General features: G+C 61.0%; 20 protein-coding genes. 13 read left to right on the top strand and 7 right to left on the bottom strand.

The window, feature by feature from the left end:
• The first annotated feature begins 153 nt into the window (after positions 1 to 153).
• From glmM to ONB52_14660, 5 genes are all read left to right on the top strand, one after another.
• A complete protein-coding gene (gene glmM, locus ONB52_14680; protein ID MDZ7417381.1) occupies positions 154 to 1503 on the top strand; it encodes a phosphoglucosamine mutase in 1350 nt (449 codons plus the stop codon).
• Between the two features lie 183 nt (positions 1504 to 1686).
• Positions 1687 to 3873: a ribonuclease R gene (gene rnr, locus ONB52_14675; GenBank protein MDZ7417380.1), complete on the top strand. Its 2187-nt coding sequence runs from the start codon at positions 1687 to 1689 to the stop codon at positions 3871 to 3873.
• Positions 3870 to 4178: a hypothetical protein gene (locus ONB52_14670; GenBank protein ID MDZ7417379.1), complete on the top strand. Its 309-nt coding sequence runs from the start codon at positions 3870 to 3872 to the stop codon at positions 4176 to 4178. Before rnr ends, ONB52_14670 begins: the two co-directional genes overlap by 4 nt.
• Before the next feature lie 218 nt (positions 4179 to 4396).
• A complete protein-coding gene (locus ONB52_14665; protein MDZ7417378.1) occupies positions 4397 to 6316 on the top strand; it encodes a M1 family metallopeptidase in 1920 nt (639 codons plus the stop codon).
• Positions 6317 to 6448: 132 nt separating this feature from the next.
• Complete coding sequence (locus ONB52_14660; protein MDZ7417377.1) at positions 6449 to 6754, top strand: hypothetical protein; 306 nt, start codon at positions 6449 to 6451, stop codon at positions 6752 to 6754.
• A gap of 39 nt (positions 6755 to 6793) precedes the next feature.
• Here the strand turns inward: ONB52_14660 and ONB52_14655 are convergent, their stop codons facing one another.
• The 7 genes from ONB52_14655 to ONB52_14625 all read right to left on the bottom strand — a co-directional run bounded on the left by ONB52_14655 (position 6794) and on the right by ONB52_14625 (position 15101).
• Positions 6794 to 7207, bottom strand: a complete 414-nt coding sequence (locus ONB52_14655; GenBank protein MDZ7417376.1) for an acyl-CoA thioesterase — start codon at positions 7205 to 7207, stop codon at positions 6794 to 6796.
• A gap of 566 nt (positions 7208 to 7773) precedes the next feature.
• A complete protein-coding gene (locus ONB52_14650) occupies positions 7774 to 8139 on the bottom strand; it encodes a cupin domain-containing protein (protein ID MDZ7417375.1) in 366 nt (121 codons plus the stop codon).
• A 584-nt stretch (positions 8140 to 8723) separates the two neighbouring features.
• The gene (locus tag ONB52_14645; protein MDZ7417374.1) at positions 8724 to 9683 is read right to left on the bottom strand and encodes an acetyl-CoA carboxylase carboxyltransferase subunit alpha; all 960 of its coding nucleotides are present in this window, start codon (positions 9681 to 9683) and stop codon (positions 8724 to 8726) included.
• 276 nt (positions 9684 to 9959) lie between these two features.
• On the bottom strand, positions 9960 to 12125 hold the full coding sequence (locus ONB52_14640; GenBank protein ID MDZ7417373.1) for a glycosyltransferase: 2166 nt from the start codon (positions 12123 to 12125) through the stop codon (positions 9960 to 9962).
• A 51-nt stretch (positions 12126 to 12176) separates the two neighbouring features.
• Positions 12177 to 12932, bottom strand: a complete 756-nt coding sequence (locus ONB52_14635; protein ID MDZ7417372.1) for a polyprenol monophosphomannose synthase — start codon at positions 12930 to 12932, stop codon at positions 12177 to 12179.
• 131 nt (positions 12933 to 13063) lie between these two features.
• A complete protein-coding gene (rfbD, locus tag ONB52_14630; protein MDZ7417371.1) occupies positions 13064 to 13981 on the bottom strand; it encodes a dTDP-4-dehydrorhamnose reductase in 918 nt (305 codons plus the stop codon).
• A gap of 184 nt (positions 13982 to 14165) precedes the next feature.
• Positions 14166 to 15101, bottom strand: coding sequence for a carbohydrate kinase family protein (locus tag ONB52_14625; GenBank protein MDZ7417370.1), 936 nt, complete (start codon positions 15099 to 15101; stop codon positions 14166 to 14168).
• A gap of 243 nt (positions 15102 to 15344) precedes the next feature.
• On the opposite strand from ONB52_14625, the gene ONB52_14620 reads away from it, so the two are divergent.
• The 8 genes from ONB52_14620 (at position 15345) to ONB52_14585 (ending at position 24336) form a co-directional block, all read left to right on the top strand.
• A complete protein-coding gene (locus ONB52_14620; protein MDZ7417369.1) occupies positions 15345 to 17180 on the top strand; it encodes a PDZ domain-containing protein in 1836 nt (611 codons plus the stop codon).
• 162 nt (positions 17181 to 17342) lie between these two features.
• Positions 17343 to 19313 carry an aconitase family protein gene (locus tag ONB52_14615; GenBank protein ID MDZ7417368.1) on the top strand — a complete coding sequence of 657 codons (1971 nt, stop codon included), beginning with the start codon at positions 17343 to 17345 and terminating at the stop codon, positions 19311 to 19313.
• Positions 19249 to 20238: a hypothetical protein gene (locus ONB52_14610; protein ID MDZ7417367.1), complete on the top strand. Its 990-nt coding sequence runs from the start codon at positions 19249 to 19251 to the stop codon at positions 20236 to 20238. The genes ONB52_14615 and ONB52_14610 overlap by 65 nt, the downstream gene beginning before the upstream one ends.
• Positions 20239 to 20421: a DUF4351 domain-containing protein gene (locus ONB52_14605; GenBank protein MDZ7417366.1), complete on the top strand. Its 183-nt coding sequence runs from the start codon at positions 20239 to 20241 to the stop codon at positions 20419 to 20421.
• Positions 20422 to 20425: 4 nt separating this feature from the next.
• Positions 20426 to 20842 carry a secondary thiamine-phosphate synthase enzyme YjbQ gene (locus ONB52_14600; GenBank protein ID MDZ7417365.1) on the top strand — a complete coding sequence of 139 codons (417 nt, stop codon included), beginning with the start codon at positions 20426 to 20428 and terminating at the stop codon, positions 20840 to 20842.
• 6 nt (positions 20843 to 20848) lie between these two features.
• Positions 20849 to 22210 (top strand): BamA/TamA family outer membrane protein, encoded by a 1362-nt coding sequence (locus ONB52_14595; GenBank protein MDZ7417364.1) that lies wholly within the window; start codon positions 20849 to 20851, stop codon positions 22208 to 22210.
• 6 nt (positions 22211 to 22216) lie between these two features.
• Positions 22217 to 22864 (top strand): DUF4390 domain-containing protein, encoded by a 648-nt coding sequence (locus ONB52_14590; protein MDZ7417363.1) that lies wholly within the window; start codon positions 22217 to 22219, stop codon positions 22862 to 22864.
• Positions 22861 to 24336, top strand: a complete 1476-nt coding sequence (locus tag ONB52_14585) for an ATP-binding protein (protein MDZ7417362.1) — start codon at positions 22861 to 22863, stop codon at positions 24334 to 24336. Before ONB52_14590 ends, ONB52_14585 begins: the two co-directional genes overlap by 4 nt.
• Positions 24337 to 24371: the final 35 nt, after the last annotated feature.

Here is a 24371-nt window from a genome sequence, read left to right as displayed (position 1 = left end):
CCCGCTTGGTTGCTAGCACGCGACCTGCGTTGCACCGGCGCAGCACACCCGGCGCGCGGCGCCCGCTGTCGCCTGCAGGGGCACGCAGGCGCGGCTTTCATTGCCATCTGTCACACAAAACAATTCATCTTGTCTGCACTGCAAGGAGCTCCCGTGTCTCAACTGATGATCAGCATCTCCGGCGTACGCGGGGTGATCGGCGAAGGATTGACCCCCGAAATTGTGATTGCCTTTGCGCAGGCCTTTGGAACTTATTGCAATGGCGGCCGTGTGGTTATCGGCCGTGATTCCCGCGTCTCCGGGCCCATGCTGCATGGCTTGGTTACCGGCAGCCTGCTCGCCACTGGCTGCGAAGTGGTCGACCTCGGTATTGCGCCCACGCCCACCACGCAATTCGCCACCGAGAAGCAGCACAGCGCGGGCGGCATCATTCTCACCGCCAGCCACAACCCGGTGATGTGGAACGGCCTCAAGCTGCTTGCGCCCGACGGCCTGTTTCTCGATGAAGCGGAGGGCGCGAAAGTCAACACTCTGCGCGTCAACGGCAGCTACGCGCGCAAAAGCTGGGAACAACTCGGCCGGCTGACCAGCTACAGCAATGCCGTGGGGGATCATTTGCAGGCCGTGCTCAGCCTGCCGGAGATCAATGTCGAACAAATCCGCCGCCGCCGGTTTAAAGTGGTGGCGGATTGCGTGAATGGCGCCGGTGGTGTCATTGTGCCGCAACTGCTGGAACAGCTTGGCTGCGAGGCGGTGTATCTCAATCTCGAGCCGCATGGCCGCTTTCCGCGCAATCCCGAACCGATGCCGGAAAATCTCGGGCAGCTTGGCCGTGCCGTTACGGCGCATCATGCCGATCTCGGTCTGGCGGTGGATCCCGATGCCGATCGCCTGGCCCTGGTCTCCGAAAAGGGTGTGCCGCTGGGGGAGGAATACACCCTGGCGCTCGCGGTCGATTTCATGCTGCGCCGCAAGCGCGGCAAAGTGGTGGCCAATGTTTCCACCTCGCGCGTGCTGGATGATCTGGCGGCGAAATACGGCTGCCCGCTGGAGCGCACCAAAGTGGGCGAGATCAACGTTGCCAGGCGCATGCGCGAAGTGGGTGCCGTGATCGGCGGCGAGGGCAACGGCGGCGTGATTTTGCCGGAGGTGCATCTCGGCCGCGATGCAGTGGTGGGCATTGCGCTCATCCTGCAACATCTCAGCGACGCCGGGATGCCGCTTAGTGAGCTCAACCGCACCCTGCCGCAATATACCATGTGCCGCAGGAAGCTGGCGTTGCCCGACAAGCAGAAGGCCGCGGCTGTTCTGCAAAAGCTCGAGGAGATTTATGCCCACGAGCAAATGGACCGGCTCGACGGCATCAAGATCCTGCGGGACCGCTCCTGGGTGCAGGTGCGCGCCTCGAACACCGAACCGATTTTGCGCGTGATGTCGGAGGCGCCAACGGCGGAGGCCGCCGGGCATTTGTGTGATGAGATCATGCAGGCCCTGCAGCAGTGACCGGCAAACCGCAATACCGCACAACGCTGTCATCGCGCACGGGCGAGGCCGCGCCTGCCGGTGCACGACGGTGGCACGCCCCCATTTGCCGCACTTGTGCGAAGTGCGCGACAACCTCTCCCGTCCGTCAAGCCGCCTGCCTGCGTGACCTGGCCGGGGGGACATTGCAATGAGTGCAACACGATGAAAGATTTGATTGAGCGCACACTGGAAGTGCTGGCGCAACAACCCGCCCGCCAATTCAAAGCCAAGGAGCTGGCCCGTCTGCTGCATGTTCCGCCGGCAAGATACGCGGAATATCGCAACCTGCTCCGCTCCCTGGCGCAACAGGGTCTGGTGGCCAAGTTGCGCCGTAATCATTTTGCGCACGTGCAGCCGTCCTCGACGCTCACCGGCAAATTGCATGTGAAAACCCAGGGCTATGGCTTTTTGCTGGCGGGCGATGGCCAGGAGGAGGTGTTCATCTCCCAGAAGAATATGCGCACCGCGCTCAACGGCGATCTGGTCAAAGTCGAGTTGTTCGCCCGCCCCTCGGGCCGCCGGCCGGAGGGCCGGGTGGTGGCGATTCTGCAGCGCAGCCGCAACAACATTGTGGGCCTGCTGCAACGCGGCCGGCATTTTTATTATGTCAAGCCGGATGACATCAAGCTGTTGCATGACATCTACATTCCGGAGGAAAACCTCAATGACGCCCGGCCCGGGCAAAAAGTCGCGGTCACCATTGAATCCTGGGAGGATGAGCTGCAAAATCCCGAAGGCCGCGTGGTCAAGGTGCTGGGCTTTCCCGGTGAGCCGGGTGTCGATGTCTTGTCTGTCGCCTATGCCTTTGACCTGCCAGCCGCATTTCCGCCCGAGGTTGAACGCGAGGCGGAGAATCTGCGCATGGAACCCACCCCCGAGCTGCTGGCGCGACGACTGGACCTGCGCACGCTGCTGACTTTCACCATCGACCCCGAAGATGCCAAGGATTTCGATGACGCCGTCAGCCTGCGGGAGCTGGACAATGGCCATTACGAACTGGGCGTCCACATTGCGGATGTCAGCCATTTTGTGAAGGAGAATTCCGCACTCGATCGCGAAGCCCTGAACCGCGGCACCTCGGTTTACCTCGTCGATCGTGTCGTGCCGATGCTGCCCGAGCGCCTGAGCAACGATCTCTGCAGCCTGAAACCGGATTGCGACCGGCTGACGTTTTCCTGCCTGATGGAGATCACACCGCGCGGCCGGTTGGTAAACTATCAGATTGTTGAAACAATTATCCACAGCAAAAAGCGCTTGAATTATGAGCAGGCGCAGCGTATTATCGACGGCAAAGAGTCAGTATCGCCGGAAATAGATGAAACGTTGCGACGCATGAACCGGCTGGCCAGGACGCTCACCCGGCGCCGCCTGCGCAACGGCAGCCTCGATTTCGACATGCCGGAAGTGAAAGTCATTCTCGACGAGCAGGGCCATCCGGTTGAAATCCGGCGCAAGGTGCGGCAGGATTCCAACCGCCTGATCGAGGAATTCATGCTGCTCGCCAACCAAACCGTGGCGCAGCACATTGACCTCACCCTGCGCAGGCAATCCAAGCACAAGCCGCCGTTCATCTATCGCATCCACGAAGCGCCCGATCCGCTCAAGATGAAGGATTTCGCCCTGTTCGTCAAAGCGCTGGGCTTCACGTTCGATCATCAGCAGCAGGTGACCAGCAAGCTGCTCAGCGATTTTCTCGAACAGGTGGCCAAAACCCCCGAGGCGGACCTCATCGAGAACGTGATGCTGCGTTCGCTCATGAAGGCGAAATATTCGGTCACCAACAAGGGCCACTTCGGTCTGGCTTTTCAGCATTATTCCCATTTTACCTCGCCGATTCGCCGCTATCCGGATTTGATCGCGCATCGCATGTTGAAGGAATATGCCCGCGGCTACCGCCCGGAACTGCACGACTGGTACGAGCGTAAACTCGATTACGCCGCGCAAAAAGCCTCGGAGCGTGAACTGGTGGCGCTGGAAGCCGAGCGCGCCTCGATCAAAATGAAGCAGGTCGAGTTCATGGCCTCCTTCCTCGGCGAAGAATTCGACGGCTTGATCTCCGGCGTGGTCGCCTTCGGCATTTTTGTGGAGATTCCGCAGTTCATGGTGGAGGGGCTGGTGCACATCAGCGACCTGGAGGATGATTATTATGTCTTCGAAGAGAAGGCGTATCGCCTGAAAGGCCAGAACAGCGGGCGGGTTTACCGGCTGGGAGACCCCGTGCGCGTGAAAGTGGTGAAGGTGGATGTCAGCGAGCGGCTGCTCGATTTCGTGCTGGTGGAGAAAAAGCCGCGTGCCGCCCGCAGGCAACGCCCGCAGGAAAAGCCGCCGCGCAAACGGAGGAAAAAATGACCTATACGGAAAACTTTTTCGATGAGGCAGTGATGACTGATCGCAAACCGGCGCTGGCGCGGCCCGGGTCGCAGCCCGCCCCGGCACCAAGCAAGGAGGCCGCTATGGCGAAGCAACCCTTTTCCGATGGTAGTGAAGAATTCCTGGAAGAATTCACGCCGGCGGAGAAAAGCCATGCCAATCGGCAGCACAAGAACATGTGGATCGGCTTGGGTATCACCCTCGGCGTCATGGCCGGCGTGGGACTTGCGCTCTGGCTGATCAAAGGCCGGCGCAAAAGCTGGCTCAAAAAGCTGTTCGAGTGAGTTACCGGGCTGACCCGTTGCCGACGACCACGGAACGGCAGGCGCAGGCACGCCTGGCGGCACGCAGTCCCGGGCTCCGGCCGGTGATGCTCCCGGCGCGGCTGCAGTCTCCTGGTGATTTTGTCCTGCCTCTTTCGGCCGCGTGCCTCCAGGCGTCACCCGCACGGGCCTGTTGCATGGAGGCCGTTTCCTCATATCTCATGTGGAGAGCCCTGGTTATGAAACGCCTGACCGGCCTGCTCGTTCTCCTGCTGATCTCCACGACCCTGGCACAAACCCCTCCACCTTCCCGTCCCCGTCCCTATCCCGTTTTCGAAAGCGTGCAGTTCAGCCGCGCCGTGGCACGCGGCACACGCACCCGCAGCGGCCGTCCGGGACCGCATTACTGGCAGCAATACGCGAAATATCAGTTGCAGGCGATGCTCGATCCGGTTGCCAACCACCTGAGTGGCAGCGCGACGATTCACTATTTCAATCATTCGCCGGACACCCTGCACACGCTCGCGTTTCACCTGCGACAAAACGTGTTTCGCGCCGGCGCTCTGCGCAACACCCAACTTCCCCTCACGGAGGGCATGTCGCTTCAGCACGTGGCCGTCAATGGCATGCCGCTCTTTTTTTCAAGCCGGAACAATTTTGAAGCGGGCTACACCATCACGGGCACGCTGCTGCGGCTGCGCCTGCCCGCAAAACTGCTGCCCCACGACAGCGTGACGATTGCCATGGCATGGTCCTTTGCGCCGCCACCGGCGCCGGGCGACGGCCGCCAGGGCCAGGATGGCGAAGTCTTTATCCTCGGCTACTGGTATCCCCAGCTTGCCGTTTATGATGATGTCTCGGGCTGGGTTGCCGATCCCTATCTCGGGCAGTCGGAATTCTACATGGGCTATGCCGACTACGATGTTCGCCTCACCGTGCCGCAGGGCTGGCTGGTGGCTGCCACCGGCACGCTGCAGAATGCCCGCGAAATTTTTTCCGCCACCACCCTGGCCAGGCTCGAGCAGGCGGCCAGCAGCGATGCGATCGTCACCGTCACCACGCCCGCCGAACGCGCCCACGCTTTTCGTCAGAACGACAAGCACAGCCAGCTCTGGCATTTTCGTGCCCGCCAGGTGCGTGATTTCGCCTGGGCCACCAGCGCACGCTTCCGCTGGGACGCCACCCGCGCGCGGACCGGCTCCGCCGGGTCCTCTCAAACAGTTGCCATTCACTGCTTCTACCGCGAAAGCCCTGCCGCAAGCGCCTGGGTTCATGGGGCACGCTACAGCCGGCTGGCGACCGAATTTCTCTCCCGCTTGTTGTGGCCCTATCCCTATCCCCACATGACGGCCGTTGCAGGTGTTCTGGACGGCGGCGGCATGGAATATCCCATGCTGACCGTGATTCAGAACTATCAGGACACGCTGCGTCTGGCCGGCAACCTGATGCATGAGATCAGCCACATGTGGTTTCCCATGCACGTCGGCTCCAATGAAACCCGCCACCCCTGGCAGGACGAAGGCCTGACGCAATTCAACAGCGCAAAGGGCGTGAAGCAACTCTTCAACTTTGACCGTGCGGTGATGGGACGGGAAAGCTACCTTGCCATCGCGCGCGCCGGCCGCGAAGTCGAACTCATGCGGCACGGCGATCTCTTTCCGGCTGCGGATCTTTATTATGCCCTGCCTTACAACAAAACCGCACAGGTTTTGTTTGCCCTGCAGGCCATTCTCGGCGAAGAAACCTTTCTGCGTGCCTACCGGGAATACGGAAAACGCTGGCAGAACAAGCATCCTCAACCGTACGACTTTTTCAACACCTGCAATGATGTCAGCGGCCGGGATCTCTCGTGGTTCTGGCGCATCTGGTTCTATGAAACCTGGACGCTCGACCAGGCGATTGCAGCGGTTCAAACGGTGGGTGATTCCCTGGAGATTATCATTGAAGATCGCGGACTGGCCGCCATGCCGGTGCCGCTCACGATTACCCGCGTGGATGGCACCGTCGAGGAGCATTGGCTGTCAGAAGCGTCGTGGCTGGCAGGCGGCCGGCGTCAAAGCCTGCGGGTTGCCCGCGAGCCCGCTGTGCGGCGCGTGGCGATCGACGCGCGCAACGATTTTCCGGACATCGACCGCAGCAATCAAGTGTGGCAGCCCTGAGCAGGGTGGCGCCTGCGCAGAGACGTTTCGTGCGAGATCGCAATGCGACTTTTCAGCCCCCGCCCGGCCGGGAACAAGTCGCGCGCGGCGTTTTGCTTCTTACGGTCGGCAATTTTTGTTGAGACATCTGTCATGAAGAAAACTGCCGGCAAAATGCTGTGTTTGACGCCCACACCGGGCAAGCAGGGCACCCACATCGATCGGTGGAAGTATGAAATGCTGCGCCGGGCCATTCGTCGTGCCGTCCCCAAAAACAAAACCAGCGTCGAGTTCCGCAAGCTTGCCGGGCTGGTGCGACAACAGCTTGCCGCGGAGGAGTTGCAAACGATTGGCTCGTTGCCGTGGCACACCACCACGGTCAAATTGCATCTGGAGGTCATCGGCGAAATTGCGCGCGTGCCCGGCGCACAGCCGCAACGCTTGCGGCGCGCAAATTAGCCCGGGCTGCGGGGGCGGTATGGTCAGTTGCCCGCCGTCTCACGCCGTCTTTTCGAAGAAGGGTCGCAGCGTTTGCAAAAAAATCCGCGGTGGCCGCACCGGCCTGCCGTCGGCATTGATGAAAACATGGGTGGTGTGGCCGCTCGCCAGCAGCTCGTCGTTTTGGTTGAAAATTTCATACTCGATGCGCAGGCTGGCGCGCGGGAACTCACGCAGGCGGCTGACGATGCGCAGAAGATCATCGTAGTGGGCCGGCTTGCGATAGGTGCAGCAGGCCTCCGTGACGGGCAGGGCCACGCCCAACTGCTCGATTTCGGCATAGGGCAGGCCGGTGGCGCGCAGCATTTCCGTGCGGCCGGCCTCGAACCACTTGAAGTAGTTGGCATAGTATGCCACGCCCATTTTGTCGGTGTCGGCATAACGCACGCGCAGATGCAGATTGTTTTCGATCATGTCCGGTGGCTTGCTCTGGCAAAAGGCAACGCTGGCAAGCAGCCGGCACCAGGCAATGCTCAGCGCCGGCTGCTTGTGTTCATTTGATCGGACCTGACGCACGGCCTGTGCCGGCAAAGCGCAGAGCGCTTCCCACCCCTCCCTGCCGCAAGCGTTCCCGCAGCGGCTTGCCCCCGGATCAGACTCATCAAAATTCGCTGCAACACGCCAAGCTTTGGAACCTTCAGCTTTTGGTGCCAATCTTCCCGCAACCACTCAGTCGTTGCTGCGGAACCCTTCCGCTCCCCCAGCCCCGTGATACTTTGGAAAACTCCGGCGCAGTCGCGTGTTGATCATTTACAGATAAACCTTGCCACCCGCCGGTGACCGGCGCAGGGTGGCAAACCCGCGCATCATCCTTGCCGGGCAGGCCGCGCAGGCGATGCCGGCTGCTTTTGGTGGGAAGGTCAACAGTTTTGTAGTGGCACGCACCCGGGCGATGCGCGCCTCCTGATGACAGCACGACCAGGCAGGCAAAACGGCAGAAGGCCTGCAAGAGGAGGGTGCCTTTGCTTGTCGAGAATGGCTCACTCCCCGTCGCGATGCACGATTTCCGGGGAGAAGGCTGGCAGGCACACGGCCAGGTATTCCGCGCCCTCCGCGCCCGGCGTGCTGTACTGCACCCACTCGCCGCGCGGAACGATCACGGCCTCACCGGCCCTGACCTCGTGGACGCCAGTTTTGGTGGTGACGCGCAGCATGCCGGCGAGCACCACGGTGTATTCCTCGAACTCTGGAGTTTGGCCCGGCTCGCTCCAGCCGGCGGGGCTGCGCATGCGCGCAATGCTGACGGTGGCCGTCTGGGTATTGACCCGCCCGACGAATTCCTCGATGCGCTTGGGTTTGTTGCCGGCGGCTGGAATGAGGGCGGGACTTTTGATGTGGATCGGCATGTGTCTCCTGGACAAAAACAAAGGCAAAGCCGCGGAGCCGCAAAGTGCTTTTCTGGAAGCATTGCCCAATACCCGTCTCAGCACCACCAGGATCACAAAGGCTGGAAAGATTTCTTTCGTGCTCCCGGCGGGTTTTGTGGTTTAAAAATCTTTCCACAAACTGTGCGGCCTCGCGTCTGTGCCCGAGAGTTTTTCGCTGTGCTTGCAAAGTGGGCGACATTGGGCTGGCAGCCCGGGTTACGCATATTCGCTGCAATTGCCATGTCCGTATTGGCATCCATCGGGATGAAAATGTCAGGCAGACCTCGTGTCTGCATACAGATTGGAAGCCTGCACTGCGGCATTTTCATGGTGATCTCGTGCAAAGCCCGGCAGGGTGGCGGCATCCGGCACGGGCCTCTTCCTGCATGACCTGCAGCGGGGCAGTTTATGGGTATGAAGACCGGCACCCCAACGTGGGCAAGCCGCAGCCAAGATGAAAATTCCAGCCGAGAGAAGAGCCCAACTGTTAAAATGTTGGCCGTTGGATTTTTCATCAGTTGGGAAAATTTTTGCCTTTTTACACGGATTCAACGCTCAAGAGACTAAATCCTTTCGAAGAACCCCATGCGGCCGTACTTGGCGATGCGCTGCTCCACCAGTTCCTCCGGCGGAATCTTGATGAGCTTGTCCAGCTCGAAGATCAGACACTCTTTGAGAATGCGCGCCGCTTCATCATAATCGCGATGCGCGCCGCCCTTGGGTTCGGCGATGATGGCATCGATGATGCCGAGTTTGATCAAATCGCTGGCACCGATTTTCATGGCTTCCGCGGCCTGCTCGGCCTTGGTGCTGTCGTGCCAGAGAATGGCGGCGCAGCCTTCCGGCGAAATGACGGAATACCAGGTGTTCTCCTGCATCCACACCCGGTCACCCACCCCGATGCCGAGCGCGCCGCCGCTGGCGCCTTCACCCACGATCACCACGATGATCGGCACCGGCAGGTGGGACATTTCGAGCAGGTTGCGCGCAATCGCTTCGGCCTGGCCGCGTTCTTCCGCACCAATGCCGGGATAGGCGCCCGGCGTATCGACGAGTGAGATGATCGGCCGCTGGAATTTCGCGGCGAGTTTCATGATGCGCAGGGCTTTGCGATAGCCTTCGGGGTGCGGCATGCCGAAATTGCGGTAGAGTTTTTGTTTGGTATCGCGGCCTTTTTGCTGGCCCACAATGAAGACATAATGCGGCCCCAGCCGGCCGAGGCCGGCAATGATGGCGGGATCATCGCCGAAAGCGCGATCGCCATGCAGCTCGACGAAATCGTCGATCATGCGGTCGATGTAATCCTGGGTGTAAGGCCGTTGCGGATGGCGGGCGAGCTGGACGCGCTGCCAGCGGGTGAGTTTGGCGTAGGTTTCCTCGCGCAGTCGTCTGGCTTTTTCCTCGAGTTTGCGGATTTCCTCCCCCAGACCGGCATTGGCGGCGGCGTCGTATTCGCGCATCTCTTGAATGCGCTTCTCCAGCTCCGCGATCGGGCGTTCAAATTCGAGCATGAAACCGCTCATGGTGGTCGTTCCTTTTGCGAGTTTGGGGAGTTTGGGGATGGTCTGCGCCACCGTGCGCAGAAAGTTTACTCATGCCCTGTTGCCTGAAAAATCCCGACGCCGGCCTCTTGTTGGTCTGCCGGCCTGCATTGCGGCGTTTTCGCGGTGGCACAAGATCCCTTTTCATGGTGATCCGGCGAAGCACCTGCGAAGATCCCGGCAGGCGGCCCGGTCTTTCACAACATTCGCCGGCAGGACGTTTTGCGAGCCCCTCCTGCGAACTCAGGCAACAAGTCATTAAATTCGAAAGAAAGCGCGAAACAGAATCTCCAGATCGAGCAGCGGACTGTAGTGTGTAACGTAGTACAAATAATACTTATCTTTTTCTTCTTGTGAAAGGGGGATTTTGCGCTTGCTCACCTGCGCCAGACCGGTGAGGCCGGGCAGCAGGCCGAGGCCGCGCACACGTTCGAAATCGGCGGCGTCCTCCCAGAGCTCGCGGCCCACCCAGGTGAGACGGCCGCGCAAAATTGCCAACAGCCAGGGCCAGCGGTCAATCCGGCTGCCCCCCGCAAGATGCCACAGGCGCAGCGGCGGCTGCGGCGGCATGGCAATTTCCACCGTCTCGCAGCGTCGCACCAGCAGCAGCCGTATCAGGAAAAATGGTGCGAGCAGCACGAGTGCCAGTGCCGCCAGCCCGAGGTCGAAGCCGCGCTTGCTCAGGCGCGGCAGGGTGCGCGCCAGCCGGTTTTCGATTTCAATCAGCGGCACTTGCGCAATATCATCGATGCCGGATTTGCCGATGATGACATCGAGATGGCTGGGTACGAGTTTGAAGCTCACCTGATGCCGGCGGCTGCGGGACATGGCGCGCATGATGCGGTCAAACGGCACGCGCTGGGTGGAGAAAATGATCTGCTGAATCCGCGGCACGTTGCCGGCTTGCAGCAGGGTGTCCAGCCCGGGCAAGGCGGCAATCACCGGCAAGCCGGCGAACGTTTGCCCGATTTGCGCCGGCTCCAGACTCACCAGCCCCACCAGCTCATAGCTGCCGCCGAAGTTGAGCTTGAGCCGCTCCACCAGCGGCACATCGGAAGGGAAATCGCCCACGATCAGCGTGCGTGTGCCCAGCAGGGTGCGGCCCACGGTCCCGCTGAAAGTCCCGATGCCGAGATGGTAAAGCACTTTCACCAGCAGCCGCCAGCCGGCCAGCAGGATGAGATTGAGAACGCCTGCCAGCAACACCACCTGGCGTGAGAAGGCATATTGTTTGAAGAAATAGGTCAGGCTGGCGTTGATGAGAAAGCCCGTGAGGGTGGCCACCAGCGCCTGATAAGAAGAAAAGCGCGCGCGCTGGTAGCAGCCGAACAGCGCCAGGCAGGTGAGCCAGACGAAGGAGTAGACGAGATCGACGACCAGGTAGTGGGTGAGCACGGAGCTGCGCTCGAACCGCAGCCAGATGGCCAGCCCCAGATTGAGCTGCAGGATGAACAAATCGAGCAGCGGCAGCGCCAGCCGGTCGAACGCGGACTTGGCGAAGGCCATGAGGGCGCGCACCCAGATCGCGGCGTGCAGCAGCCAGTAGGTGATGATGAACATGCGCCGCCGAAAATGCTTGCGCACGAACAATCCCATGGCCTGATAGAACGCCCGCAGGCTGTCCAGGCTGCTGCGCTTGGAACTTTCGCCCTTGAAGTGGACGATTTGCGTGCCGGGGAAATAGTGAATCTGCCAGCCGGCGGCACGAAAACGGAAGCACCAGTCGAGATCCTCGCCATACATGAAGAACGCCTCATCCAGCAACCCCACTTGCGCCATGGCTTCCCGCCGTGCCACCATGAAGGAGCCGGAAATCGCCTCGACCTCGCAGGTTTCATCCTCCGGCAGATAGGTGAGATTGTAGCGGCCGAACCAGCGGCTGCGCGGGAACAGGGCGCTCAAACCGGAGAGCTTGGTGAAGGCCACCCAGGGCGTCGGAAAGCTGCGGCGACAGGCAAGCTGCAGCGAGCCGTCAGGATTCAAGACCTTGCAGCCCACCAGGCCGGTTGCGGGATGCGCGAGCAGGAAATCCCGAATGGCGCTGAAAGTATCCTCCTGCACCACGGTATCGGGATTGAGCAAAACCACAAAGCGGCCGCGACTCTGCGCCAGCGCCAGATTGTTGGCCGCGGCAAAGCCGAGATTCCTGGCATTCTCGAGCAGCACGCATTCCGGAAACTGCGCACGCACCATGGCCGCGGAACCGTCATCCGAGGCATTATCGACCACGAAAATTTCCGCCGAGAGACCCGCCAGCGCGCGGCGCACCGACAGCAGCGCCTGCCGCAGAAATTCGCGGACGTTGTAACTCACGATGATGATCGAAAAATCCGGTGCACTGGCCGGTTCCGCAGGCCGGCGCGCCGGCGCCCCGGCCCGGGGATGCCGCTCGAGATTGTCCGGTGAGAGGGTTGGAGTCTGCATGAGCTGAAAGATTTTGCCGCGGGCAGCCGCCACGTGTTGCCCGGCGCGGGCTCAAGCGTTGAGCTTGCCCAGCAAATCGCGCAGCTTCAGGCGCCAAACCATCCTGGCAGCCTCCAGTTGAATCTGGCGGGACATTTTCGACTTGCCCGCCAGGCGCTCGGTGAAAACGATGGGAATTTCACAGATGCGAAAGCCTTTGCGCCAGGCTTTGTAGTGCAGTTCGATCTGGAAAGCATAGCCGTTGGAAACAATGTTGTCCAGCGCGATGGCCTCCAGCACGCGGCGGTGAAAGCACTTGAAGCCGCTGGTGCAGTCATGAATCGGCATGCGGGTGATGATGCGGGTGTAGGCATTCGCAAACAGGCTGAGCAGCAGCCGGGAAAGCGGCCAGTTGGTGACGTTGACGCCGGTGAGATAGCGTGAGCCGATCACCAGGTCGTATTCGCCGGCCTTGCTGAGAAAACGGGGGATATCCTCCGGGTTGTGTGAGAGGTCGGCATCCATTTCGAAGATCAAATCGAAGCCGTTTTGCAGCGCGAATTTGAAACCCGCGACATAGGCGGTGCCGAGACCCATTTTCTTCTCGCGAGGCAGCAGGTGCAGCCGTGGTTCATGCCGGCAACGCCGCGCCACCAGTTCCGCGGTGCCATCCGGCGAGTTGTCGTCCACGATCAAAACATGCAGGGTCGGGATATTGAGGCCGAACAGGCGGTCCAAGAGCAGGTCAATATTCCCGGCTTCATTGAAGGTTGGAATCACCACCAACACATGCTGCTGGATGGGAGCTTTCAGGTCACACTCCTTCATGCATGGGAAAACCCGATGGCCGTGGCGATATTCTCGCGACCGGTGCGCGCCGGCCCTCTGGTCCTTGCCGCCGCTGATCCTTTCGGATCGGGCTCGCCCTCGGCGCTGGGGACCGCACCGCCGCTCGGCATTCATGCCGCCTGGCCGTCCGCGCTCTCCCGTTTGAATTTCTGCAGACCCTCGACCACGCCGGACATCGCAATCCCCAGCTCCTGCACCGCCTTGGAGATGTCGAAGCCCGAATGCATCGGCCGGGGTGCCTGCTGCTTCAAATCCACGGTGCGAATCGGCGCAATCAGTCTGGCGTTGAGAGCGAAGACTTCCGCAATTTTCAGGGCAAAATGATAGCGGTCGATGATTTCCCGGCCACAAATGTGATAGATGCCATCGCGGCCCGCTTCCGCCAGCACGCGCAGCGCCGCGGCCAGTTCGCTGGCGAGTGTGGGATTGCCGAATTGATCGGTGACGATGCGCACGGCATTGCCGTTCCGCAGTTGCCCGATCAGCCAGGTGACGAAATTCGGCCTGAGCCGGCGGCCGTGCCCATACAACACCATCGTGCGCGCAATGGCATAAGAGGCCCCGCTGCCAATCACCGCATTCTCGCCCGCCAGCTTGGCACGGCCGTAAAAACCCAGGGGATTGGGACGATGCGCCTCGGTGTAGGGCCCGCTGGTGCCGTCAAAGACATAATCGGTGCTGACGTGGATCAGTCGCGCCCCAACCTGGCGGGCCGCCTCGCTGAGATAGCCGACGGCGGTGGCATTGACCTGCCAGCAGGCCTCACGTTGTTGCTCACTGCCGTCAACATCGGTGAACGCGGCGGCATTGATGATGAAGTTGGGCATCACTTCGCGCACCAGTTTGACCACTTCGGCGCGCCGCGTGATGTCGCAGGGCCGGTAGCTCACCTCCGGCCGTGCCGCCACAAACTCCGGGTTGCGGCCGCTGGCAGTGCAATCGTAATTCTGCGCGAAGACGTGCAACAGGTTTTGACCGAGCAAACCATTGGCACCGGTGATCAAAACACGTTTGCGCATCAGTTTCATGGTCGTCAAAGAATCCTCCTGATTGCTGCTCAATCCGGGCATCTCATGTTGGTTCACGATTGGCCGGAAACGTTTCGCCCTGGCTGAACCGGGGGCATGCCCAATCTGCAGCTTTTGCAACAGGGGCGGGCCGTCATGCTCACATTTTCCTCCGGCGGGTGCCAACATTGCCGCCTGCACAGGCTCAGGCGTGCAGATAGGGCTGCACATGCGACCGGAACAACTCCGGCGTAAGCGAACCCCAAAAAGTGGTGTTCAGGGCGGCCACCCGGTTGGCAAAACGGGCAGCAGCCAGCACGTCACCGTGTTCGAGATAGTGATGAAGAAAGGCCGCACCAAAGGCGTCGCCACACCCGATGATGTCAACCGCCTTTGCCCGCACCTCCGGCGCAATGAACACCCGCTGAATCGTGCCGCGTTCACGATAACACAGCAGCGAGCCGCGGCTGCCCAGCGTGATGTGGCAAATCGTCGGGCCTTGGGCCACCACTCGTTCGCTGAAAGCGGTCAAATCCGCCTGCTCCCCTTCGCGGCCGAGCAGCGTGGCCGCCTCTTTCTCGTTCATCTGCAGAATGTCGGCGGCCTGCAGCCAGCCTGCCGCCTGCGGGATGGCACGGTAGAAGCGTCCGCCACCGGGCGCGATGCCGAGCGCCAGGGAATGCACGTCCAGGTAGATGAGCGGTCGCGGCGATTGCGCCTTCAGCCATTGCAGCGCCGGCAATTCCACATCCCTGCCGGTGATGAGATTGACCAGGGCGGCATCACAATTTTTGACAGCCGTGAGTTCATCGTGACCGAGGGCTGGCATGGGCGGCGAGGTGCTTTCGTCGCGCGTTTCGGCGCTGCGATAGACCAGCGTCACCCGGGTGTTGGGTTGCGGCACACGCTGCACCAGGTCGAAGCTCACCTGCGGGCCGAAACGTGTCAGCGCCGCCACCACCTCATCGTAGAAGTCCGTGCCAATGCGGCAGCATGGCAGGATGACAGTGGAAGGCCGCGCCAGGCTGGCGAGAAAGGCGCAGGTGTGATAAAGACCGCCGATGCTTGGCACTTCCTGCTGTGCCAGTGTGATGATGGTGTCGCGGATGAAGGTTCCAATTGCAGCAATCCGATATGCCATGCCTTGCCCGATGGTTTTCCGGCCGGTTTTTTCGCGGCGCAATGTAAGAATTTGAGTTCTAAAAGCAAAGATGAAATCCCGCAACCTGCCACGCATGCCGCCGACCGAGGCTTGCATCTGGGGTGATTTTGAATTATCATTCGGCAAAAAATGCCCGCGGTGAAGCAAGGCAGCGCCACGGTGTTGCGCCAACCCCGGCCCTTGCCTTGCCGCCTCTCATTTTGCAAATGGACGAAGAGTAGCATGAACGCTCCCACCCTGTTGTTCTTGATCACAAGCATGGGGCTTGCCGTCATGAACGCACCGTCTGTAAGTTCCGCGCCAACGATTCACTATCGTCTCGCCATGTCACAACCACACACACACCTTTTCGAAGTCGAGATGCGTGTTGCCTCGCCAGCCCGGGAAGACACCCTGCTTGATTTCGTCATGCCGGTGTGGCGGCCGGGCCGCTACGTGATTTTCGACTTCGCCGGCGGCGTGCAGGAGTTCTCCGCCCACGCCGGCGCAGGGAATGCGACCCCCCTGCCCTGGCACAAGATCGACAAAACCACCTGGCGCGTTGCAACCCAGGGCCAGCCAATGGTGACGGTGCGATACAAGGTTTACGCCAATGAGTTCAGAGACCGCACCCGCGGCTTGAATGATCAGCACGGTTTCGTCAGTGGAACGGCAGTCTTCATGTATGTCGAAAAATTCCGCCGCCTGCCGCTGACCCTGCAGGTCGAGCCGTTTGGGGATTGGCACGTGACCACCGGCCTGGAGCGCGTGCCCGGCAAGCCGAATTTGTTTCAAGCACCGAACTACGATTACTTCATCGACTGCCCGCTGGAAATTGGCACGCAACAGGATTTTCCCTTTCAGGTGCGGGGCAAAAAGCACATCCTCAGCATTTTTGGCGAAGGCAACTGGGAGAAGGACAAGTTGCTCGATCGGCTGCGGCAGGTGGTGGAAGCCTGTTTCAAGTTTTGGGGTGATCTCCCCTATGAGCACTACACTTTTCTCGTGCACAGTGCGCCTGGCATGGGAGGTGGCACGGAGCATATCAATTCCACCATCATGGGAATCAATCCGTTCGGGTTCCGCAATGAATCCGGGTATGACCGTTTTACCAGCCTGGCGATGCATGAATTCTTTCACACCTGGAACGTGAAGCAACTGCGGCCGGCCGGCATTCATCCGTTTGATTTCACCAGGGAGAACTATACCCCCTGCTTGTGGATCAGTGAAGGCATGACCGACTATTATACCGCGCTTTTGCTCCGGCGCCAGGGCCTGCGCTCTGTTCCGTCGTTCCTGGCCGAACTCGGCAGGATGATTGAGAACGACCGGCGCCGGCCGGGGCGCAAAGTGCAGTCGCTGGAGGAAGCCAGTTTCGACGCCTGGATCAAATTTTGGAGGGATGGGGAAGACAGCCAGAATCGCGAGGTGAGCTACTACGACAAGGGCAGCGATGTCAGCCTGATCCTCGACCTCGAAATCCGCCAGCGCACGCAGAACCGCGGTTCGCTCGATCAGGTGCTGCGGCGGATGTATCAGGCCTTTCCCCTCTCCGGCCCGGGTTTTACGCCGGCAGATTTTCAGCGCCTGGTGGAAGAAGTGGGCGAAGGCAGCTATGAAGATTTTTTTGCGCGCTATGTGCGCGGCACGGAGGAAATTGATTTCGCCGCATTTTTGGGCTATGCCGGTCTGGAAGTACAGGAAGTCACCGCCAATCCGCCCAGGCCGTGGCTCGGCCTCACCGCGGCGGAACGGGAGGGCCGCACCCTGATCACTGCGGTGCTGGCCGGCTCACCGGCCCACACCGCCGGCCTGAACACCGGCGACGAACTGGTGGCGCTCAATGATTATCGCATTCGCGCCGAGCAGTTGACGGAGCGGCTGGCGGATTACAAAGTCGGCGAGGAAATTCGGCTCACCGTCTTTCGTCATGAAAAATTGCGCCACTTTCAGGTGAAGCTGGCGGCACCGCCGGTGCCGGAGATCATCGTCAGGCACAGCAGTAATCCCACCGACCTGCAAAAGCGAATCTATGCGGATTGGCTGGGCACGGCATGGCCGGGCGAGGCCGCCAAATGAGCCGCGGCACCCCGCAGCGCTGACAACAGGGTTGCATTCGGCAGCAGGCGATTTTATATTGCCGTCGCGCGTCATGCGCCAATCAGCCGCAGGAAAGGCGGGGCTGATTTCTTACAATCCAACGGCGGAGCAGCAGCAAACTTTTCTCTTTGGGTGGCGGGCATGACTTCCCCTCGTCCGATGACACTGACTGAAAAAATCCTTCTGCAGCATGCTTTGGGCTGGGAGAGGAATGACGTCCAGGCCGGTGATATTCTTGCCATCACGGTGGATTGGACGATCGCCAGCGAACTGGCGTGGAACGGCATGAACCTGACCTACGAGGCGCTCGGCCGGCCGCCGTTGTTCAACCGGGACCGTTTTTACCTGGCACTCGATCATACGGTTGATGCCGGCACGCTGGCCTCCGACACACGCACGCAAAACCTGGTGCAACTCGCGCGCGGCTTTGCACGGGAGGCGAAGCTGAAGTATTTCTATGACGCCAACCAAACCATCATGCACACCGAGTTCTTTCGGCAACTGGTGCGACCGGGCGAAATCGTGCTGGGCGCGGATTCCCACACCAGCTCGCATGGTGGCATGGCGGCACTGGCGATCGGCCTGGGCGGCGCGGACATTGTCGCCGCCATGGTGCGCGGCTATTCCTGGCTGCAGGTGCCCGAGGCGATTCGCGTGCATTATGCCGGCGCCCTGCCCTTTGGCCTCACCGGCAAGGATGTGATCCTCAAGACCCTCGGGCAGTTGGGCCGCAACACCGTGGCGATGGAGCGCACGGTGGAATTCAGCGGCGATCATCTCGAGGATTTTTCCACCGACTTTCGCTTCACCATTGCCAACATGACCGCCGAATTGGGCGGACTCAACGGCATCTTCCCCGCCGACGGCCGCGTGCGGCAAACCATGCAGCAGCGCCGCGATCCGCAATTTCGCGAAGGCGGCTGGTGGTTCACGGCGGATGCCGATGCGGCCTATGTCGCCACCTTTCGCATCGACCTGGCCGGTCTGGAACCGCAAGTGGCCAGGCCGTACTCGCCGGATAATGTCGTGAGCGTCACCGCGGTTGCCGGCCAGCCACTCGATGGCTGTTTCATCGGCGCCTGCACCACCACTGAGGAGGAGCTGATACTCGCCGCGCTGGTGCTCGAGGCTGCACTGGAACAAGGCAAACAGCCGGTGGCCTCTCCCAATCGCATCGTCGTTCCCGGCAGCCTGGAAATCGCACAGCATCTGCAGGAGAAGGGGCTGTTGGAGATCTATCGCCGCGCCGGTTTTCGTATCAACGAACCGGGATGCAGCATGTGTCTCGGCATCGCCAGTGAGCGCGCCCAGCCGGGGGAGGTTTGGCTCTCTTCGCAGAATCGCAACTTTCCCAATCGCATGGGAAAGGGCAGTATTGCCTGGCTGGCCTCGGCGCTGACAGTGGCAGCCTCGGCATTCGATTTGAAAATTTCGGATCCGCGGCCGGACCTCGCACGCCTCGATCGCGATCGCGTCAGCCGGCTCATGAGTGCGAAAAGCGGATTGCCGGAAGTCGTGTACACGAACCCCCGGCCGCCGGCCGCCGGTACGGTAACAGAGGCCGGCCGCGTCGCGGCCGGTCAGGCGCCGCCCGCCCTTCTCACCGGACGGGCGCAACTGTTCGGCGATCATGTTGACACCGATGCCATAATTGCCGGCGAATTCTGCCATCTCTCCGACCTGAAGGAAATCGGCGCCAAGGCTTTTCATTACTTTCGGCCGGACTTTGTGCAGCGCGTGGCCGCTGGTGAGAATATCATCGTCGCCGGCGAAGGCTGGGGCAGCGGCTCCAGTCGCGAGCATGCCGTGTGGGCGCTCAAGGGTGCCGGCGTGCAGGCGGTGATCGCCAGGAGTTTCGCCTACATTCACAAGCGCAACCTGGTAAATGAAGCGCTGCCGTTTTTGATTCTGCCTGACGAGGAGTTTTATCGCCGTGTGCGGGACGGTGATTTGCTGCAGCTCGATCTGGCCGCCGCCACCGTCACGCTGGACGGCACCACCTACCAGGCCGCGGCCCTGCCGCCGGTGATGCGGCGCATCATTCAAAGTGGCGGCCTGGTGGCAAACGTCAAACAGGAGTTGGAGAGCATCCAAGGGGCATCCGCCATCTGACGCCCCGTGCATCGGCAAGTGGGAACATTTGCGAAAATGTTCCGGCTGTGGCTTGTTGGTTTTGTCAAAATTCGGCTGCAGTCATGCGCTCCGCGAAAACTTGGCGAGCTTGGCGCCGCCAGAGTGGAACCTTGTCGCACCGGCACTTCATTCAATTGGGAGGGGAACCTTGCACGATATCGACCGGGCGTTCAAGACCGTGCTCGCGCTCACGCCGGGCTGCTTTTGGGATTTGCTTTTTGGTCGCAAGCGGAAAATCGTGTTGCAGGAGTTGCCGGACCCACAGATCAATCTGCCCGAATTGCGCGGGGACAAGGTGCTGCTGGTGCGGGAGAGGCGCAGGGTTTATGCCGTGATCCTGGAGGCCATGCTGCAACCCAGGCGGGGAGAGTTGCCAACTTTTGCGCTCAAGGCCCTGGCCTTGCAGTATCTTTTGAAGGTGCCAGCGCTGGTGATCATCGTCTACTTGGAGAGAAAGCGGCAGGCTGTTTTCCCGGACCAATATGAAATCCGGCTTGGCGGTGTTTCGAATGAATTTCGGCTGGCGAGTATCCGGCTGTGGGAATATGAAGCCCGGATTTTGAGGGGCGAATTGCGGGAGCTGGCACCGTTTTTACCCCTGTTTCACCGCGAGCCTGAGCCGCAGCTCATGGCGATACAGAAAGAGCTGCTGCAGGGAGTTGCAGACCCCCGGCTGCGTGCGAATTTGTTTGCCACGGCCATGATCGTTGACCTTCGCTCGTTTGGGATGGCAGCGGTGCAGACCCATTTTCGAAAGGAGGTTCATATGCTCAAGCGAACCAGTATCGTCGAAGGTTGGCTGAAAGAGAGCTTCGAAAAAGGCAGGAGAGAAGGCAAGCTCGAAGGCAGGAGAGAAGGCAAGAGAGAAGGTGGGCATCAGGCCAGGCTTGCGCTGGTGCAGTAGATGCTGAAGCAGAAGTTCGGGCGCATACCGCTCGCGCTGCAACGCCGGTTGGGAATGCTGGATGATGCGCGGCTGGACCGTCTTATTTTGGCGTTGCTGAACATCGACAGCTTGCAGGAACTGAATCTCTGGCTGCGCAATGGCACGGCAGCGCGCCGCGCCACCGCGCAACGCAGCAGGTGAGACCATGATTTTCACCACCACCCTTTCCGTTGCCACCAGGGGCTTTACTGACATTCGCGATCTTACCCCGCAAATCCGCGCGGCCCTGCAGGAGTCCGGGTTGCAAAACGGCAGCGTAACCGTGTTCGTTGCCGGCTCGACGGCCGGCATCACGACGATCGAATTCGAGCCGGGTCTGTTGCAAGACCTGCCCGCCGCCTTTGAAAAAATCGCGCCCATGCATGCCGCCTACGCACACGACAACACCTGGCACGACGGCAATGGCTACGCCCACGTGCGCGCCGCGCTGCTGGGTCCCTCCCTGGTGGCGCCTTTCTCCCGCGGCGAACTGCTGCTCGGCACCTGGCAACAAATCGTCCTGGTTGATTTTGACAACCGGCCACGCCACCGGGAGATTGTGGCACAGTTTGCTGGCGAGTAAGTCATCATGTCTGTCGCGATGCGAAACCCTCTGGTGGTGCCCGCACTTTGCCTGTCCCTGTTGGCTGCTGTGACCGAGGCGGCGGTCGCACAGGGCCGGGATTCCACGACCGCGCTGCCCACCACGGCATCCTCCCCTCCAACCCTGGTCGTGGAGCGTATCGAAATTCTCGGTGCCACCAAAACCCGCCCGCAGGTTATTCACCGCTATCTCCAACTCAAACCCGGCGATGTCGTCACGCCCGCAGGAATTGCCCGTGACTACACCGCGCTCACCGCCACTCATTTTTTCAAGCAAGTTGATTTCAGCGCGAAACCCGGCAGTGCGCCGGGAAAAGTCGTGTTGGTCATCGAAGTGGTCGAGCGGCGCTGGCCCTGGCTGGAATTTGCCGGTGGTTTCAGTGAGTTGGAAGGATGGTATTGGGTGCCGGCCGGTGTGCGTTGCGACAATCTCCTGGGCGGCGGCAACATCGCCGGCGCGCGCCTGGTCATCGGCGACCGCACCGGCGGCTTTCTTCTCCATTACCGCCAGCCGGAAATCTTCACCACCGGTTTCGATTTGCAGATCGAAGCCGGTTCCGGGGCCACCGATTACATTCATTATATCGGCGGCCGCCAGGCGCTGCACAAAGTCAGAACAGGGTCAGCCACCATCACGCTGGCCGGCAGCCCCGGCTGGGCGCGTCATTTTGCCGCCGGGTTGCATCTTGCCAACGTTCGCCCGGAGGCAAAATTCAAAGTAAATGACACCACGCGCACGGATTTCCCGCCTGCGCTGGCCTCCCAGTTGGCAAAAGAGAAGATCAACACTTTTTTCGTGCGGTTGCACCTCGATACCCGTGACGATCATTACTTTCCCCGCGCCGGCCTTTGGGGTGCGCTTTCGTTCGAGTTTGCCGGCCCTGCGCTGAAGGCCACGCGGCATTTCAACCGCGCTGTGTTCGACGGCCGCTGGTATCATGCTTTCGGCAACAGCGTCCTGGCTTTGCACGGCAAGGCCGGCCGGGTGACACCGGCAGCGCCGTTTTACGAGCGCTTTTATCTCGGCGGCGCCTATGCTCTGCGTGGCTTTCCCGAACGCGGCCTGACCCCGCTGGGCTGGGGCACGGAGTTGGTGCTGGCGCAGGCGGAAATGCGCTTCCCGGTGGCCGGCGAACTGCACCGGCCCGGGCTGATGGGAGCAATCTTCTTTGATGCCGGCCGCATCCGTACCACAAGCCTGCCAGACGATGCCGGCCGCTTTTTCACCTCTGCCGGTTTCGGCTTCCGTGCGAAAGTGCCGGTCATCGGTTTGTTGCGCATGGATTTCGCCTATCCGCTCGACCGCGATGCTTTCCGCTTTCATCTCGCCCTCGGGCAGACCTTCTGATTTGCCATGCGCCGCCTGCTGCTGACAGCCCTCCTGCTCCCATGGCTGCCCGCCTTGCCGCTGGCCGCACAAGCACCGCGCGTTACCGCGTTGACCGCCGTTCTGCAAGGTGACAGTCTCTTCGCTGATGTCCAGGTGGCCGGCTTGTTTTCACCCAAAATCGTCAACACCATCCGCAGCGGCCTGCCCGCCGTCGTTCGTCTTGATTTCCGCGTGCTCAATGAGCACAACCGCGAGGTGACTCGCGCGCTGCCAGTGATGGAAATCAAGTATGACATTTGGGCACAGCGTTACGATGTGGTATTGAATCACCACCGCCGTTCCGGCGGCAGCTTTGAAGAGATGGAAAAAATTTGCAGCACACTCACCCGCCTGCCGCTGGCAACGCTGGCGGGCTTGCCCGCCGGACGCACCTGCCGTGTGCGCCTGCAGGTGACCGTCATTCCCATCAGCACCCGGCAGAACCACCAGTGGCGTGAACGCATCGAGTCCGCGGATTTGCAGGAAACTTCGGCCCCCTCGGAATCCGGCCGGTCCGGATTCAGCGTGAATGTCAGCCGGCTGTTGTCCTTTTTTCTTGGCGGTCAGGAGCGCGTGCACGGAGCCTCGGCCTGGGCGACATCACCGCCGCTGCCGCTTGCCCGCACACCATGAAACGGTTGCGTTCAAAATTCATTCTCACGTTTCTGCTGCTGACCCTGCTGCCTGCGGTGGCCGTCGCCTGGTTTGCCAGGGATTTGCTGGACAAGGCACTGGCCATTGGCTTGCAAAGCCAGACAGCGGAGGGCCTCAACGCTGCGCTGGCGGCCGTGCAACAGCTCACGCAACAGCAACGCGCCAGCCTTGCCCGGGATCTGCAGCAACTTGCCCAGGCGCTGCGCCATGCTCAGAGCGCCCGCCAATGGTCACCACATCCGGCTCACCGCATGGTTTTGTATGACTGCCGCGGCAACCGGGTGCGCCACTGGCCGGCCCATACCACGCTGTCGGATTTGCCGCCACCGCCCACGCCACCGCCGCCGCGGGATTCCCTGAGCGAAGCCGGCAGTGATTCCCTCGCGATTCGTCTGGCCCTGGCACTCGGCGACAGTCTGCTGCTCGTGGGCGAGCGCCGGGTGCCGGAGGCGCTGCGCCGGCAAACGCTGGCTGTGTTGCGCGCCGCGCAGTTTTTCAACATCATAGACCTGGAAAAGGCCAACCTGCAGCGCAGCTTGATTGCGGTGTTTCTCACGGTGTACGCCCCGGTTTTGCTGCTCAGTGTGGGACTGGGCTGGTATCTGGCGGCACGCATTACCGCACCGTTGCAGGATCTCGGCGAGGCCGCGCGCCGCATTGCGCAGGGCGACTGGCAGTATCGCGTGCCGGTGCGGTCCCGCGATGAAGTCGGTGCAATGGGCCACGCTTTCAACACCATGGTGGAAGATTTGCGGCGGCAGCAGGACCAGGTGATTGCGCTGGAAAAGATGGCAGCCTGGCGGGAAATCGCGCGGGTGCTGGCCCATGAAATCAAAAATCCACTCACACCGATCCAATTGCTGGTGCAGCAGATTCAGGATGAATATCGCGGGCAGGAGGAGAACTATCGCGCCACCCTGCGCGAAAGCAGCACCATCATCAACCAGGAGATCGAAAAGTTGCGCCGTCTGGTGCGTGAGTTCTCGGATTTTGCGCGTCTCCCCGACTTGCATCCGGCACCGGCACAATTGAATGATCTCATCCGGGAGGTCGCCCGTCTTTACAGCCAGCGCACCGTGCGCGTGGAACTCGATCAGGAACTGCCACTGCTGACATTCGACTGGGAGGGGATGCGGCGGGTGTTGCTGAATCTTCTCGAAAATGCGCTGCAATCGTCGCCCCAGGCTGAAGTCGCCATTCGAACGCGCCGGGTGGAAAATCAGGTTGAAATGAGTGTGGCCGACACCGGCCCCGGCATAGCGGCGGAAAATCTCCCGCGCATTTTCGAGCCGTATTTTTCCACCAAAAAGTCGGGCATGGGTTTGGGGCTGGCGATCGTGAAGCAGATCGTCACCGAGCACGGTGGCAACCTCACCGTCACCAGCACCGTGGGCCGCGGCACGAGCTTTCAGGTGCGGCTGCCCTGCCCGGCGCCGGAGTCGCCCAATTAACGCAGACGTCACTGTTGGGAAATGCACAAAGCGAA

Source organism: candidate division KSB1 bacterium (genome assembly GCA_034506255.1).
Classification (GTDB): Bacteria; Zhuqueibacterota; Zhuqueibacteria; order Zhuqueibacterales; family Zhuqueibacteraceae; genus Coneutiohabitans; species Coneutiohabitans thermophilus.
Note: the sequence above shows the minus strand (reverse complement) of the source record. Positions and strands in the feature narration are given on the sequence as shown.

Bases quoted from the DNA above. Each gene is read 5' to 3' on its own strand.
- rnr (MDZ7417380.1), top strand. From the start codon at position 1,687: ATGAAAGATTTGATTGAGCGCACACTGGAAGTGCTGGCGCAACAACCC.
- ONB52_14670 (MDZ7417379.1), top strand. From the start codon at position 3,870: ATGACCTATACGGAAAACTTTTTCGATGAGGCAGTGATGACTGATCGC.
- ONB52_14665 (MDZ7417378.1), top strand. From the start codon at position 4,397: ATGAAACGCCTGACCGGCCTGCTCGTTCTCCTGCTGATCTCCACGACC.
- ONB52_14660 (MDZ7417377.1), top strand. From the start codon at position 6,449: ATGAAGAAAACTGCCGGCAAAATGCTGTGTTTGACGCCCACACCGGGC.
- ONB52_14655 (MDZ7417376.1), bottom strand. From the start codon at position 7,207: ATGATCGAAAACAATCTGCATCTGCGCGTGCGTTATGCCGACACCGAC.
- ONB52_14650 (MDZ7417375.1), bottom strand. From the start codon at position 8,139: ATGCCGATCCACATCAAAAGTCCCGCCCTCATTCCAGCCGCCGGCAAC.
- ONB52_14645 (MDZ7417374.1), bottom strand. From the start codon at position 9,683: ATGAGCGGTTTCATGCTCGAATTTGAACGCCCGATCGCGGAGCTGGAG.
- ONB52_14640 (MDZ7417373.1), bottom strand. From the start codon at position 12,125: ATGCAGACTCCAACCCTCTCACCGGACAATCTCGAGCGGCATCCCCGG.
- ONB52_14635 (MDZ7417372.1), bottom strand. From the start codon at position 12,932: ATGAAGGAGTGTGACCTGAAAGCTCCCATCCAGCAGCATGTGTTGGTG.
- rfbD (MDZ7417371.1), bottom strand. From the start codon at position 13,981: ATGAAACTGATGCGCAAACGTGTTTTGATCACCGGTGCCAATGGTTTG.
- ONB52_14625 (MDZ7417370.1), bottom strand. From the start codon at position 15,101: ATGGCATATCGGATTGCTGCAATTGGAACCTTCATCCGCGACACCATC.
- ONB52_14620 (MDZ7417369.1), top strand. From the start codon at position 15,345: ATGAACGCTCCCACCCTGTTGTTCTTGATCACAAGCATGGGGCTTGCC.
- ONB52_14615 (MDZ7417368.1), top strand. From the start codon at position 17,343: ATGACTTCCCCTCGTCCGATGACACTGACTGAAAAAATCCTTCTGCAG.
- ONB52_14605 (MDZ7417366.1), top strand. From the start codon at position 20,239: ATGCTGAAGCAGAAGTTCGGGCGCATACCGCTCGCGCTGCAACGCCGG.
- ONB52_14600 (MDZ7417365.1), top strand. From the start codon at position 20,426: ATGATTTTCACCACCACCCTTTCCGTTGCCACCAGGGGCTTTACTGAC.
- ONB52_14595 (MDZ7417364.1), top strand. From the start codon at position 20,849: ATGTCTGTCGCGATGCGAAACCCTCTGGTGGTGCCCGCACTTTGCCTG.
- ONB52_14590 (MDZ7417363.1), top strand. From the start codon at position 22,217: ATGCGCCGCCTGCTGCTGACAGCCCTCCTGCTCCCATGGCTGCCCGCC.
- ONB52_14585 (MDZ7417362.1), top strand. From the start codon at position 22,861: ATGAAACGGTTGCGTTCAAAATTCATTCTCACGTTTCTGCTGCTGACC.